The sequence below is a fragment of the Nitratireductor sp. L15S-10 genome, from assembly GCF_045011005.1.
Classification (GTDB): Bacteria; Pseudomonadota; Alphaproteobacteria; order Rhizobiales; family Rhizobiaceae; genus Nitratireductor.
The window spans coordinates 2,721,191-2,734,577 of record NZ_CP120674.1 but is presented as its reverse complement, the minus strand read 5'-3'; the positions used below and the strand labels follow the sequence as shown (position 1 = coordinate 2,734,577).

The window sequence follows — 13,387 nt, the reverse complement described above, 5'->3', positions numbered from 1 at the left end:
GGACATGGGTGAGACGTTATGGGCAAGACTGGTGCTGCCGATCTGATGGCGGTGCGTGCGCTGCGGGAAGGTGCGCCACCCTCCTTTGATCTGTTGGCTCTTGCGAGCGGGCGCTCGGAGCGGCTTTTGCGCAAGCGGGCGCAGGAGGAGGAATGGGGAACGCCCGACGATCCCCCGCGTCCGCCATCAATCGAGCGGACGCAAAGCATGATTGGGATGCTTTTCAATCAACTCCAGCGTTCGATTGAGGATGCGGTTCATCGCGATCTATTCGACAAGGGGCGGATTGAGGGCCTGGGTTCGATGCTCAAGATCGTGGAAAAGATGAACGAGATCGCGATCGAGCAGCAGGACATGAATGGAAAGCACGCCCCCAGCGATGAAGAAATGGCCGCCGCACTCGACCGCATTGACGACCGGATCCGCCGCCTTGCTGCAGAACTTGCAGAAAGGATGGGCAAGGCTGAACCTGCAACAGGAGCTCGCACACGCCATTGAACGGGAATGGCTGGGTGTCGCGCGGCTCGCGCAATATCCGCTAGGTGCGATTTTTGACAGCTGGCTGGTGATGGGTGGCCGAGGCGCCGGCAAGACGAGGCTGGGCGCGGAATGGGTGAATGCGCTGGTGCGGGGGCTCCCGCCCTTTGCCGGGGGGATACAGTATGGCCGACTGGCCCTGATCGGCGAAACGCTCTCTGACGCGCGCGAAGTGATGGTGGAAGGTCCCTCGGGGATTCTGGCGGTTTCGCGGGGCGTACGGCCGCGCTTCGAGGCGAGCAGGCGGCGCCTCGTGTGGGACAATGGCGCGGTGGCGCAGATTTTTTCAGCAGAAGACCCTGACAGTCTGCGCGGGCCGCAATTCGATGCGGCCTGGTGCGATGAACTGGCAAAATGGAGACAGGCCGATGCGACATTCGACATGCTCCAGTTCGGCTTGCGGCTGGGAGAGCGGCCCAGGCAGCTCTTGACCACAACGCCGAGGCCGATCCCGCTGATCCGCAAGCTGATGGACGATCCGCATGTGACGGTGACCCGCATGCGGACGGATGAAAACCGGGACAATCTGGCACCGGGCTTCATACGGGCGATCAGGCAGCGCTATGCGGGTACGCGGCTTGGGCGGCAGGAGCTTGACGGTGAACTGATCGAGGATCGGCCCGATGCGCTCTGGACGCGGGCGATGCTGGAGAAGGTTGGTGCTTGTGAAAAGGCGAGTGAAGTGAAGCGCATTGTCGTCGCGGTGGATCCTCCGGCGGCATCGAGCCGCAGGTCGGATGCCTGTGGGCTTGTCGCAGCGGGCGTCGATGCGGGCGGCTGCGGCGTGGTATTGTGCGATGAGACGGTGAAGGGTGCCAAGCCACAGGAATGGGCGGCGCGCGCGGTGGCGCTCTATCATCGGCTTGAAGCCGATTGTCTTGTGGCCGAGGTGAACCAGGGCGGCGAAATGGTGGCGACGGTAATCGCCACGGTGGACGCGAGTGTGCCGGTGAAGGCCGTGCGGGCAACGCGGGGCAAATGGCTGCGGGCGGAGCCGGTGGCCGCTCTTTATGAGCAGGGGCGGGTGCGCCATGCGGCGCGCTTTCCCGAACTCGAGGACGAGATGTGCGATTTCGGCCTCGACGGCCTCTCGGGCGGGCACTCGCCGGACCGGGTGGATGCGCTGGTCTGGGCCTTGAGCGAACTCATGCTTTCGAACCGGCGGGAGCCGCGCGTGCGCGCACTCGGTTGAGCAGACAAAGAAACACAGATCGGGAAAATCACATGGCTTGGTATTGGCCCTGGGCAAAGCGTCCGGGAGGTGCTGTCGCGCCGGTTGAAACCAAACAGATGCATGCCGGCGGTTTCGTCGCGCTGCACCGGGAGGCGGAAGCGCGGTTTACGCGGCGCGACTATGCTGCAATGTCGCGCGAGGGGTTTATGGCCAATCCGATCGCGCATCGTGCCGTGCGGCTGGTGGCGGAGGCGGCGGCGGCGATCCCCTGGCTGCTTTACGAGGGTGCGCGGGAGCACGACGCACATCCGGTGCTGGAGATGATGGCCCGGCCCAACCAGCGCCAGGCCGGCAGCGGCTTCATGGAGGCGCTTTACGGGTATCTGATTCTGTCGGGCAACGCCTATCTGCGCATGCTGGAAACGGGCACCGGAACGCGCGAACTGCACCTGCTGCGGCCGGACCGGGTGTCGGTGGTGGCGGATGCGGGCGGCTGGCCGGTGGCGCTGGACTACCGCGAGGGCAAGGCGCGCGAACGTGTGCCGCTGGAGGCTGGGGCGGCTCTACAACTCACCCTCTTTCACCCGCTCGACGATCATTACGGCTTTGCGCCGCTGGGCGCGGCGCTGATGGCGCTCGACACGCACAATCAGGCTGCGCGCTGGAACAAGGCGCTGCTTGACAACTCCGCGCGGCCTTCAGGCGCGCTGGTCTATGCGCCGAAAGAGGGCGGCAACCTTTCCGACGATCAGTTCGACCGGCTGAAGGTGGAGCTGGAACAGGGCTATGCGGGTGCCGCGCGCGCCGGGCGACCGCTGCTTCTGGAAGGCGGGCTCGACTGGAAGGCGATGAGCCTCTCGCCGCGCGACATGGATTTCATGGCGGCGAAGAATGGCGCCGCCCGCGACATCGCGCTGGCGCTTGGCGTGCCGCCCATGCTGCTGGGCATTCCCGGCGACAACACCTATGCCAATTATCAGGAGGCGAACCGGGCCTTTTACCGCCTGACCGTGCTGCCGCTTGTGGGGCGGGTGGCGAAGGAGTTCTCCGCCTGGCTCCAGCCGGTGTTCGGCGCTGGCGTGCGGCTCTGGTACGACGCCGACGGCATCGAGGGACTGGCCGCCGAGCGCGAGGCGCTGTGGAGCCGGGTGGGCGCAGCCGACTTCCTGAGCGACGAGGAAAAACGCCGGGCCGTGGGCTATGGCCCGCGCGGCGAGTGAGGCGCTTTATGGTGGATACGGAAATGCTCGCCGCCCGAATGTGCGGGGAGGCGGCATGGGTCCGGCTGCTCGCTGCTGCAGGGCGGCTGGAACGGGCACTGAAACACAACCCCAGATGGCATCTTCAGCCGCGCGTGCCGGCGGGAAATCCTGGTGGCGGGCGGTGGACGGACGGGGGCACTGGCTCCGGCGCTATGGGGCGGGATAAAGCACCTGTCCTGCAAAGATCGGCAGACAGGAGAAGAAGTATACTCAAGGATGCGCCCGCAGTCTTTGAGGTTGAGGCGAACCCAGAAGCAAACGGCAGCAAACCGATCTACGAACTCCATGAGATGAACGAGGTGTTTGAGCATGCCGTGGACATTCTGAAGGAGGCGTCGGCACAAGATGTCGATCACCGGTTGGTGATGGCCATCGTCTACATGGAGACCACGCATGGGTATTATGATCGATTGCACCCTCGGCCCAAGACGGTTTTGCCGATGAATGTCCATGTGTCATATTGGTCGGGCTTTGGCTGGAGTCGGGAAGATCTACAGGTTCCGGCGACCAATATTCGAGCCGGAGTGACTTTGCTGAAGCGCATATCAGAGCGGGTGAAAGAACCTACGGTTGCAAAGGTTGCAACGCTGTACAACAATCTGTCGGCAGAGCAGGTTTCAGACTATGGGGCGCGTGTTCAGAAAATCTATGAAGAAGAACCGTGGTGGGATTTGTGAGAATTTTTCTTTTGGGAAAGTTTTAATATTTTCCCTTATTCTATCGGTTTTGATATCTATTTATATTGCTTATATAGCTCTTGATCATAATCCTCAGTCTTCATATTGCGTTTCACAGGAAGGTTTTAATTGCACGTTTAGAGGTGGTTTTAGTTTTGTTTTTGATTTGGTGTCGAAGTCAGATTTTGTAAATTGGGAAAATTTATTTTTATTGGCCTTGTCATGGTTCTTTGCCTCGTTCTCGATTTTATTAATCGTTAGTTCTATGGTTTTGTGCCTTGTGCGGTATTTTCTCCGGCACACATAGGGCACTGCCTTGATTGGTTCCCTTCCGGGGACCGCAGAACACGGCCGGGAGAAAGACAGTGAATGTTCCAGACGCTTTTTCTCGCATGGCGCGCCATATGCATGCCGATGTGGAGCTTGTCGTTCGATCTGATGACGAACTGCCAGCCTATCTTGCTCGGTCGTTGACCGCGCAAGAAAAGGAAATTGCATCCGGTTTTATCGAACGGTTGCTGGCGGACGGGCTGAACGATGAGGATTTGGTGAAAATCTGGTCAGAAACGGGCTCTGATTGCTACCTTCGCAAAGGGTATGCGGAGCTTTTTTATCGGGAGCTCCTTAAGGCACTGCGCGCCGGGTAGATTGGCGATGACGAGGTGAGTGATGGAAGTTCCCGAGGTTTTTGCCGCCTGGCTGAAGGGATGAATCTCGTAATGGAACTTTCCGGCGATGATCGGGAGGCGCTGTGGAGCCGGGTGGGCGGCGCGGATCGACAAGCGCCACGTCCACCATACACGGTGAAATACTTCATTTCGAAGCTGTTGCTCGACAGGCGCGTGAACGATTTCACGAGCTGACCCGCGGGGCGGTCCCCCATTTTAATCCTCTCTGGGGATGCAGGCGGTTACTGAAAGAGCTCTTTCGAAGCGGGTACAGATTTGAGCGCAATGCCAAAAGTGGAGATGGTGTGATCTACCGCAACCAGCATACCGGCGAGGCGGTTCGCATCATGGCAAGCCCCCGGGGGAATTCCCGCACTAAAGTTGACGCGAAAATCCTTTCAAAATTCTACTACAGGTATAGGATGAGGGATGGTCTCAAAGAACAGCCGCACACACCCATTCCTGACACCGATTGAGACAGCGACCCATGAATATGATCGATGAAATCTGCGACCGTATTCTCGCCACGCTTGAGGAAAGTTGGGAACAGAACATTTTTACCCTGATCAATACGGTGTTCGAGCCACCTTCCCGCAGTGATCTGGTTGAGTTTTGTGAGGCGGTTAGGTCTCTGCACCGGAAAGGACTTGCGCAGTTCTCGTGGGATACGGTGAAACCTGGCACGTGTCCTCCCATGTCGGAGGCTGAAACTGTGGAGTTTCTGCGTTCCATGGAGAGCTGGTTTGTCCTTGCGGATGACGGCTACTGGACCTGCAGCAAGGGCGATTTTGGCAGAATGAACATTCCGCAGGTCGTCATCGGGGAGGCGGGTGCTCTTATCGGTCAGAAGCTCGAATATGAACGCGGGACTGAATGGTGGACCGCGCGCAGCCAGACGCTGGACCGCATCCTGTGCATTCTTCTGGCGGAGTGGAAGCCGGAACTGGTGGAGAATCTTACAAAGCTCGACCGCACCTACACCGATCAGATGTGGACTTTTTACGGCTTGCTGGAAGATGGCGTTTCGGCGGAGGACCTGAAGTATCATCTGCTTGCTGCGGAGCGCATGCTTCCTGAGCTGGTGCCGGACTGGAAGAGGATCGATCGGCTGGCCGGGCAGCTGCTGCAAGTGGACATTCCAGAGGACCGGTAGAACCCGCAATCGGTGTGATGACGGGTTGTCTTGCTCTCGGGTGGGGGGCGCGGATCGACATGCGCTATGTCGACCATACGCGGTGAAATAACTCATTTCGAGGCTGTTGCACGACAGGCGCGTGAACGATTTCACGAGCTGACCCGTGGAGCGGTTCCCCATTTTAATCCTCTCTGGGGACGCAGGCGGTTGCTGAAAGAATTCTTTCGAAGCGGGTACAGATTTGAGCGCAATGCCAAAAGGGGGATGGTGTGATCTACCGCAACCAGCGTACCGGCAGTGAGGCGGAACTGTATCGATATCTGGCGAAGGCTGCCGCCAAGCATGAGCGCCGGGAGTGCGCCTGCTTTGCTGCGAAAGAAGACTGCTTTAGCGCCTGTTTGATGATCCCGGCGACAGGCTCACCATGAGTGCTGCCTGACGTTTGGATGCTGCGTAGGCGGCCGGGCATTTGAGCCCGGATATTTCAACAAGATCCCGAACGAGGATTTTTCCGATGACCGACATGACCCATGCGGGCTGGATATGGCTCGCAAAGGGGGCTGGCGCTGTGGCCGGCTCCGCCATTTCGCTTGCCTATATCCTGCCCAATCACCGGCGCGATGCGGCGATCCGCTTTGCGGTCGGTGTGGTGTGCGGGATGGTTTTCGGCGGGGCGACGGGGCTGAAGCTTGCCGAAATTCTGGAACTGACGGAACGGCTGGGCGCGGCCGAAACCATGCTGATGGGAGCGGCTGTTGCGAGCCTTTGCGCCTGGAGCGCCATCGGCCTGGCGCTACGGTATTTTCAGGCGCGCCCGGTTGCGCCGCTGCCGCATGGCCGTACCGACACTCTTCACGATGAGAAAGGACGCTAGAGCATGCAGGCAAAGATCGCGCCAATGCCCGATGAGCGCAAATATGCCGGGCTCGATATCGAGACGGTCGAGGCGGACGGGACGTTCTCTGGCTATGCGAGCCTGTTCGGGAAGGTCGACCTTGGCCGTGACGCGGTGGAGCGGGGCGCGTTTGCGCGCTCGCTCGAAAAACGCGGGGCGGCCGGGGTGCGCATGCTTTTCCAGCACGACCCGAACCAGCCCATCGGCACCTGGGAGGAACTGCGCGAAGACGCACGCGGCCTTCTGGTGCGGGGAAGGTTGGCGCTTGGTGTCGCCAGGGCACGGGAGGTCTGGGAGCTGATGCGCGACCGGGCGCTCGACGGGCTTTCCATTGGCTTTCGCACCGTAAAGGCAAAGACGGAGGCCAAAACCGGTGTGCGCCGGATCGTGGAAGCGGATCTCTGGGAGATTTCCGTGGTCACCTTTCCCATGCTGCCGGAGGCGCGTGTGGAAGAGGTGAAGACGGAGGGAAGGGGCGCGCTGTTGCCCACGGCGCGCGACTTTGAGCGTTGGCTGACGCGGGATGCCGGCCTGACGCGGCGCGAGGCCCGAATGGTGATCGCCAAGGGTTTTGGCGCCTTGAGACGCGAGCGGGACGCCGCGCGGGGCATTGATGACGGGCTGGCGGCGGTGATCCGTCAGGCGGCCCGCATGTTCAACGATTGAGGATGAAGACATGACGGCAGGACTGGCAAAACGCGCGCCGGAGGTGAAATCGGCGCTGGACGAGGGTGACGTGACGGGCGCCTTCCATGAATTCATGCACGCGTTCGAGAGCTTCAAGGAAGCCAACAACCAAAAGCTGAAGCAGCTGGAAACGCGTAGCGCCGATGTGGTGACATCGGAGAAGGTGGAGCGCATTTCGCGAGCGCTGGACGAGCACAAGCAGGCGCTTGATACGCTGGTCCTGAAGAGGACACGGCCCGTCCTGGGGCGCGGCGGCGCGACGGCGCTGCAGGATCTCGAACGCAAGCAGGCATTTGAGGCCTACATGCGCTCCGGCGATGAGCGCGACCTGCGTTCGCTGGAAGAAAAGGCAATGTCCTACGGTTCGGCACCGGATGGCGGCTATCTGGTGCCAAATGAGACCGAAGCGGCCATCGGCGCACGGCTTTCAGAGCTTTCACCAATCCGCTCCATTGCCTCGGTTCGGCAGGTTTCGAGCGCGGTGTTGAAAAAGCCGTTTGCCGTGTCTGGCCCGGCGGTGGGCTGGGTGGCCGAGACGGCGGCGCGCCCGGAGACGGCGGCGGGCACGCTGGATGAGCTGCAGTTTCCCACCGCTGAGCTCTATGCCATGCCGGCGGCGACCGCGATGCTTCTGGATGACGCCGTGGTCGATCTCGACCAGTGGATTGCCAGCGAAGTGGAGACCGCCTTTGCCGAGCAGGAGGGTGCGGCTTTCGTTAACGGTGACGGGGTCAACAAGCCGAAAGGCTTCCTCAGCTATCCGCAGACGGACGAAACCGGCTGGAGCTGGGGCAATGTCGGTTACAATGTAACCGGCGTCAGCGGCGACCTCCCTGTAAGTGATGCATCCGACGTCCTTGTCGACCTGGTCTATGCCGTCAAGGCCGGCTACCGCCAGAACGCAAACTGGGTAATGAACCGCAAGACCCAGGCGACTCTGCGCAAGCTGAAGGACGCAGACGGCAACTATATGTGGCAGCCGCCCGCCACCCCCGGAAGCCGTGCCATGCTGATGGGATTCCCGCTGGTTGAAGCAGAGGATATGCCTGACATTGGCGCGGACGCAACACCAATCGCTTTTGGCGATTTTCGCCGCTTCTACCTGGTGGTGGATCGGGCCGGCGTCCGCGTGCTTCGCGATCCGTACTCTGCCAAACCCTATGTGCTGTTCTACACGACGAAGCGTGTGGGCGGTGGCATCCAGGATTTCGATGCGGTGAAGCTCCTGAAATTCGGCACGGTGTAACCCTCCCTGCACGACCATGCCGACTCGGCCCCGGGAAGCTTTTCCGGGGCCGTTTTCTTTGAACGGGAGTTTCTGCATGACGCTATTTCGAACGGTCGACCCGCTGGTCGAACCGGTAACGCTCGCCGAGGTGAAGGCGCATCTTCGTCTTGAGCAGGTGAGTGAGGATGTGCTCATTGAAGGGCTGATCCGCGCCGCGCGCGAGGAGGTGGAGAAGACGACCGGACAGGCACTGATCGACCAGTCATGGCGGCTGACCCTGGACGACTGGCCGCCAGGCGAAGTGTTGTATCTGCACCGGACCCCGGTGCGGGAAGTGCTATCGGTAACGGTGTTCGACGCAGACGGAGCCGCTTCGATTGTCGATCCATCAACCTATCGGCTGGATGCGCATTCCGAGCCGGCTCGACTGGCTTTGAAGGCGCGGCCGCTACCGGGCCAAAGGCTGAACGGCATCGAGATCGATTTCAGGGCCGGCTACGGAGAAGCGGGGACGGATGTCCCGGATCTTCTGCGGCGGGCCATTCTCATTCTGGTGACGTACTGGTTCGAGTTCCGGGCCGCATTTGATGCTGGAGACCAGCCCGTATCGCTGCCATCTGGCTTTCAGCGGCTCGTGAATGGCTATCGAAAGCCGAGGCTGTGATGCGTGTACAGTTCATCGATCCAGGCGCATTCCGGACGGAACTCAGCCTGCGGCGGGCGGCGCTTGTCTCGGACGACGCGGGCGGACACACGGAAAACTGGAGCGAGGTCGCGACAGTTTTCGGTTTCATCGAACCAGTGAGGGCAGCGGCGCCCTTCGGTGCGGGACAAAGCCACGAACGGGTGACCCACCGCATCACGCTGCGGTTTCGGTCCGGCGTGACAGGTGGCATGCAGCTCGCACGGGGACCGCGGAATTTTTCCATTCTGACGGCACACGATCCCGATGAGACAGGCCGCTACCTGGTCTGCCTCTGTGAGGAGGAGCAGACATGAAGATGAGCATGCGACTGACTGGCGAAGGGCTGGGCCGGGCACTGCGGCGGCTATCGCACCAGGTGGCCGAGGTGGGAGAAATCGCACGGCGTGCAGAACACAAAGAGCTGAAAGCGGATGTAAAAACGCAGGAGCGTGACGATGCTCGCCGCCGCGTTTGAACTGCAGAAGGCGGTGTTTGGGACGCTGGCTGCAGATGCAGGGCTGACAGGCGCATTGGGCGGCGAAAAGTTTTACGATCTGGCGCCAGCGCGAACGGCCTACCCATATGTCACATTCGGACCAACCAGCACTCACGACTGGAGTACGGATACCGAGGAAGGCAGCGAGCACTTCTTCACAATCAACGTCTGGGCGAACGGCAAGGGCCGACGCGAAGCGCTGCAGCTGATGGATCGGGTCGACAAGGCTCTTATGACCGCGCCGCTGGCGGTCGCTGGACACCATCTGATCAACCTGCGCCGTGAGGGCAGTGAAGTCCACTTCGACGAAGACCTCATTGCCTATCACGGGCTGATGCGCTTTCGCGCTGCGATAGAGCCGGTTTGACACATCAACATTTCCCTGGAGGACAAGCATGGTTGCCAAGAAGGGCAAGGACCTGCTCCTGAAGCTCGATACGAGCGGGGCCGGAACATTCACCACCGTTGCAGGACTGCGTGCCAAGCGCCTTGCCTTCAACAGTGAGACTGTAGACGTGACGAATGCGGACTCGGCTGGCCGTTGGCGGGAGCTGCTTTCCGGCAGCGGAGTGCAGCGGGCCGCAATCAGCGGTTCCGGCATCTTCAAGGACAGCGCTTCGGATACCGCGATTCGCAGCCGGTTCTTTGGCAGTGAGATAGCCGACTGGCAGTTGACGATACCGGATTTCGGGGTCGTGTCTGGGCCGTTCCAGATCACCGCGCTGGAGTATGGCGGCAATCACGATGGTGAGGTGACCTTCGAGATCGCTCTGGAATCGGCCGGTGCCGTGAACTTTGCGGAGGTCCCATGATCAGCGTCAACCGCAGGCGTGGCGAGGTGGCGGCGCGGATCGACGGCACAGACTACACGCTTTGCCTGACACTGGGCGCTCTGGCCGAACTCGAAGATGCCTTTGCGGCAGACGACCTTGGCGAACTCGCGAAACGGTTTTCGAGCGGGCGCCTCTCGGCGCGTGACATGCTGCGTGTAATCGCTGCCGGTTTGCGTGGCGGCGGTCACGCGGTGAGCGACGAGGATGTGCGTGCGATGCGTTGCGAAGAGGGTGCGGCAGGGCTTGCGCGGGTTGTAAGCGCTTTGTTGATCGCGACTTTCGGCGGCGCGGAGGGCCCCACTCAAAACCCTTGAACGCCGCAGCAGCCCCCGCAAGGCCTTTTCCCTGGGATGAGGTGATGGGATTTGCTTTTGGGATGCTGCGGCTTTCACCCGGTGCGTTCTGGTCCATGACGCCGCGTGAACTGAACTGTGCCCTGCAGACGCTGCAGGGCGGCGTCCCAGGTGCACCGGCGCGCAATGATCTTGACCTACTGATGCAACGGTTTCCGGACCGTGACGTCGGAGAATGAGCGGAGGCTGTTTCCTTGGAAGACATGACTTTTGAAATCCGCGCGGACACCAAGCCGTTTGCGGAGGCGCTGGGCGAACTGGAGAAACTGGCGGATGGCTTTGGGCGGCAGATGACCGGGGCGCTGAAAAGCGCGGTGGTGAGCGGCAAATCGTTTGAGGATGTGCTGCGCAGCATCGGCCTAAACCTGGCAAGCATGGCGCTTTCGCAGGCGCTGCAACCCCTCGCAGCGCTGGGCTCGTCGCTTTTCTCAAGTGCGTTCGGTGGCATGACGCCCTTTGCCAAAGGGGGAGTTGTACCCTTTGCCGACGGCGGGGTCGTCTCCTCGCCAACCTATTTCCCGATGGGAGGCAGGGTAGGATTAATGGGGGAGGCAGGCGCAGAAGCGATCTTGCCCCTGCAGCGTGGTGCCGACGGGCGGCTGGGTGTCGCTGCAGGAGGCGGTGCGCCCGCTGCAAACATCGTTTTCAACGTTTCGACACCGGACGCGGCATCGTTCCGCAAGTCGCAGGCCCAGATCACCGGCATGCTGGCGCGCGCCGTATCGCGTGGTGCGAAGACCTTTTAAGGCAGGAGAAGAACCGGCATGAACGCCTTTCACGATGTGCGGTTTCCCGTGGCTATTTCGTTTGGAGCCACGGGAGGACCGGAACGACGTAACGAAATCGTGGAACTGGTGTCTGGCCGCGAGAAGCGCAATGCGCGACAGGCGCTGGCTCGGCGGTATTACGACGTTGGCACGGGATTGCGTTCGCTCGACGATGTGCATGAGGTCATCGCATTCTTCGAGGCACGGCGCGGTTCGCTTCACGGATACCGGTTTCGCGATCCTTTTGACATGAAGTCGTGCGCGCCGTCAGGAACGCCGGCCGCAAATGATCAGATTGTGGGCACAGGTGACGGCGTTGCGGCACGCTTCGGGCTTGTGAAGACATATGGTGAGGGTCCCGACGCGGTGAAGCGCCCGATCACCCACCCCGTCGCGGCTACGGTGCTTGTCGCCGTCGACGGTGTACTTCAGCAAACCTCGCTCGACTATGCAATCGACAGTCTTACCGGAGAACTGGTGTTTCAGCCTCAGGCCGTGCCCGCTGAGGGCGCCATTGTAACGGCCGGGTTCGAATTCGACGTGCCGGTCCGTTTCGATATTGAAAGACTGTCCGTCAGCCTCAGCGCTTTCAAGGCAGGGCAAATTCCGACGATCCCGCTGGTGGAGATACTTGCATGACTTCAACAGGCGAAGCACTGAAAGCGCATATTCAGGGAGAGGTCACAAGCGTCTGCCATTGCTGGCGATTGAGCCGGTCCGACGGTGTCGTGCTTGGTTTTACGGATCATGACAGGCAATTGCACTGCGATGGCACAAGCTTCGATCCGCAGACGGGTTTTACCGCAAGCGAGGCCAGATCATCATTCGGGCTCTCGGTCGATACGGTCGACGTGGCTGGAGCGCTCTCTGCATCGGAAATCCGGGAAGAGGACATTCTCTCAGGCCTCTACGATGGCGCAAGGGTTGAGACACTGCTCGTGAACTGGCGGGACCCGTCGATGTTTCAAAGACTGCGTGCTGCGGTGATCGGCAAAGTGACGCGGCAGGACGGGAGCTTCGTCGCCGAACTGGAGAGCGAGGCATGGGCGCTCGATCAGCCGAGTGGGCGAACCGTGGGACGCGGATGCGATGCCGAACTGGGCGACCAGCGCTGCGGGGTGGACCTGAACGATGATCATTTTGCGGGCAGCGGCACTCTCCTCGACACCGAGGACGGAAACGCTCTTGTCGTCAATGGTCTCGATGCTTTTGAGGCTGGCTGGTTCGACAACGGCGTTCTCACCTGGACCGGTGGCGCGCAATCAGGCCGCAAGGAACGGATCACCGCCCATGTGAAGGCAGGGAGCGGGGTCCGGCTCTCACTCTGGCGCGAAGCGCCGCTGACTGGAGAAACGGGGGACCCTTTCACAGTTGTCGCGGGGTGTGACAAGCAGTTTGCCACCTGCAAGGCGAAGTTCGAAAACTTCTTGAACTTTCGCGGGTTCCCGCATTTGCCCGGCGATGATGCGGCCTACAATTATGTGCGCGACGAGGGTATCTTCGACGGCAAGGCTCTGGTGAGATGATATATCCGACGGAAGAGGCCCTGCGAGACGCCATTCTGGACGAAGCGTCGAGTTGGATCGGCACGCCCTATCGTCATCAGGCGAGCAGGAAGGGCGTGGGTTGCGACTGCCTTGGTCTGTTGCGTGGCGTGTGGCGTAGCGTCCTGGGCTGCGAGGCAGAGAACCCGGGTGTTTATAGCGCTGACTGGGCCGAGTGTTGCGGAGAAGACCGTCTCCTTGCCGCTGCCAGGCGACACTGCCTGGAACGGGTGCAGAATGACCCTCAACCGGGCGATATCGTGCTGTTTCGCTGGCGTTCACACCTGCCGGCCAAGCATATCGGCATCATGACGGCGGCGGACGCCTTTGTGCACGCCTATGAGGGGGCCGCAGTCGTGGTCTCACCGCTCGTACCGCAATGGCGCAGGCGCATTGCAGGCGTATTTGCCTTTCCAATGCCCGCATCCTCGATATCCGGAAAGTAG

Annotated in this window: 21 protein-coding genes; all 21 read left to right on the top strand. The window is 61.0% G+C overall.

Going from position 1 to position 13,387, the window contains the following annotated elements; translation table 11 throughout:
* Positions 1–18 precede the first annotated feature (18 nt).
* The 21 genes from P2W41_RS13115 to P2W41_RS13015 all read left to right on the top strand — a co-directional run bounded on the left by P2W41_RS13115 (position 19) and on the right by P2W41_RS13015 (position 13,387).
* Positions 19–498: a hypothetical protein gene (locus P2W41_RS13115; protein ID WP_292893230.1), complete on the top strand. Its 480-nt coding sequence runs from the start codon at positions 19–21 to the stop codon at positions 496–498.
* A complete protein-coding gene (locus P2W41_RS13110; protein WP_404933359.1) occupies positions 431–1,729 on the top strand; it encodes a DNA-packaging protein in 1,299 nt (432 codons plus the stop codon). The genes P2W41_RS13115 and P2W41_RS13110 overlap by 68 nt, the downstream gene beginning before the upstream one ends.
* A gap of 32 nt (positions 1,730–1,761) precedes the next feature.
* Positions 1,762–2,931, top strand: a complete 1,170-nt coding sequence (locus P2W41_RS13105) for a phage portal protein (RefSeq protein ID WP_404933358.1) — start codon at positions 1,762–1,764, stop codon at positions 2,929–2,931.
* Between the two features lie 194 nt (positions 2,932–3,125).
* A complete protein-coding gene (locus P2W41_RS13100) occupies positions 3,126–3,650 on the top strand; it encodes a hypothetical protein (protein ID WP_404933357.1) in 525 nt (174 codons plus the stop codon).
* A gap of 365 nt (positions 3,651–4,015) precedes the next feature.
* Positions 4,016–4,297, top strand: a complete 282-nt coding sequence (locus tag P2W41_RS13095; protein WP_404933356.1) for a hypothetical protein — start codon at positions 4,016–4,018, stop codon at positions 4,295–4,297.
* Between the two features lie 72 nt (positions 4,298–4,369).
* Positions 4,370–4,513 carry a hypothetical protein gene (locus tag P2W41_RS13090; RefSeq protein ID WP_292893240.1) on the top strand — a complete coding sequence of 48 codons (144 nt, stop codon included), beginning with the start codon at positions 4,370–4,372 and terminating at the stop codon, positions 4,511–4,513.
* Between the two features lie 292 nt (positions 4,514–4,805).
* Positions 4,806–5,471 (top strand): hypothetical protein, encoded by a 666-nt coding sequence (locus tag P2W41_RS13085; RefSeq protein WP_292893242.1) that lies wholly within the window; start codon positions 4,806–4,808, stop codon positions 5,469–5,471.
* Between the two features lie 496 nt (positions 5,472–5,967).
* A complete protein-coding gene (locus P2W41_RS13080; RefSeq protein WP_292893245.1) occupies positions 5,968–6,327 on the top strand; it encodes a DUF6107 family protein in 360 nt (119 codons plus the stop codon).
* A 3-nt stretch (positions 6,328–6,330) separates the two neighbouring features.
* Positions 6,331–7,014: an HK97 family phage prohead protease gene (locus tag P2W41_RS13075; protein WP_292893248.1), complete on the top strand. Its 684-nt coding sequence runs from the start codon at positions 6,331–6,333 to the stop codon at positions 7,012–7,014.
* A gap of 10 nt (positions 7,015–7,024) precedes the next feature.
* Positions 7,025–8,281 (top strand): phage major capsid protein, encoded by a 1,257-nt coding sequence (locus tag P2W41_RS13070; protein WP_404933355.1) that lies wholly within the window; start codon positions 7,025–7,027, stop codon positions 8,279–8,281.
* Positions 8,282–8,357: 76 nt separating this feature from the next.
* Positions 8,358–8,927 (top strand): head-tail connector protein, encoded by a 570-nt coding sequence (locus tag P2W41_RS13065; RefSeq protein ID WP_292893254.1) that lies wholly within the window; start codon positions 8,358–8,360, stop codon positions 8,925–8,927.
* Positions 8,927–9,262: a phage head closure protein gene (locus P2W41_RS13060; RefSeq protein WP_292893257.1), complete on the top strand. Its 336-nt coding sequence runs from the start codon at positions 8,927–8,929 to the stop codon at positions 9,260–9,262. Before P2W41_RS13065 ends, P2W41_RS13060 begins: the two co-directional genes overlap by 1 nt.
* Positions 9,259–9,423: a hypothetical protein gene (locus tag P2W41_RS13055; protein WP_292893260.1), complete on the top strand. Its 165-nt coding sequence runs from the start codon at positions 9,259–9,261 to the stop codon at positions 9,421–9,423. The genes P2W41_RS13060 and P2W41_RS13055 overlap by 4 nt, the downstream gene beginning before the upstream one ends.
* Positions 9,404–9,811, top strand: coding sequence for a DUF3168 domain-containing protein (locus P2W41_RS13050; RefSeq protein ID WP_292893263.1), 408 nt, complete (start codon positions 9,404–9,406; stop codon positions 9,809–9,811). The genes P2W41_RS13055 and P2W41_RS13050 overlap by 20 nt, the downstream gene beginning before the upstream one ends.
* Before the next feature lie 28 nt (positions 9,812–9,839).
* Positions 9,840–10,256, top strand: coding sequence for a phage major tail protein, TP901-1 family (locus P2W41_RS13045; protein WP_292893266.1), 417 nt, complete (start codon positions 9,840–9,842; stop codon positions 10,254–10,256).
* Complete coding sequence (locus P2W41_RS13040; RefSeq protein WP_404933354.1) at positions 10,253–10,591, top strand: gene transfer agent family protein; 339 nt, start codon at positions 10,253–10,255, stop codon at positions 10,589–10,591. Before P2W41_RS13045 ends, P2W41_RS13040 begins: the two co-directional genes overlap by 4 nt.
* 44 nt (positions 10,592–10,635) lie before the next feature.
* Positions 10,636–10,809 (top strand): phage tail assembly chaperone, encoded by a 174-nt coding sequence (locus tag P2W41_RS13035; protein WP_404933353.1) that lies wholly within the window; start codon positions 10,636–10,638, stop codon positions 10,807–10,809.
* 24 nt (positions 10,810–10,833) lie between these two features.
* Entirely contained in the window at positions 10,834–11,376 is a 543-nt protein-coding gene (locus tag P2W41_RS13030; RefSeq protein WP_404933352.1) for a phage tail tape measure protein, read from the top strand.
* A gap of 18 nt (positions 11,377–11,394) precedes the next feature.
* Entirely contained in the window at positions 11,395–12,036 is a 642-nt protein-coding gene (locus tag P2W41_RS13025; protein WP_404933351.1) for a TIGR02217 family protein, read from the top strand.
* Positions 12,033–12,923 carry a DUF2163 domain-containing protein gene (locus P2W41_RS13020; RefSeq protein ID WP_292893278.1) on the top strand — a complete coding sequence of 297 codons (891 nt, stop codon included), beginning with the start codon at positions 12,033–12,035 and terminating at the stop codon, positions 12,921–12,923. The genes P2W41_RS13025 and P2W41_RS13020 overlap by 4 nt, the downstream gene beginning before the upstream one ends.
* Positions 12,920–13,387, top strand: a complete 468-nt coding sequence (locus P2W41_RS13015; RefSeq protein WP_292893280.1) for an NlpC/P60 family protein — start codon at positions 12,920–12,922, stop codon at positions 13,385–13,387. Before P2W41_RS13020 ends, P2W41_RS13015 begins: the two co-directional genes overlap by 4 nt.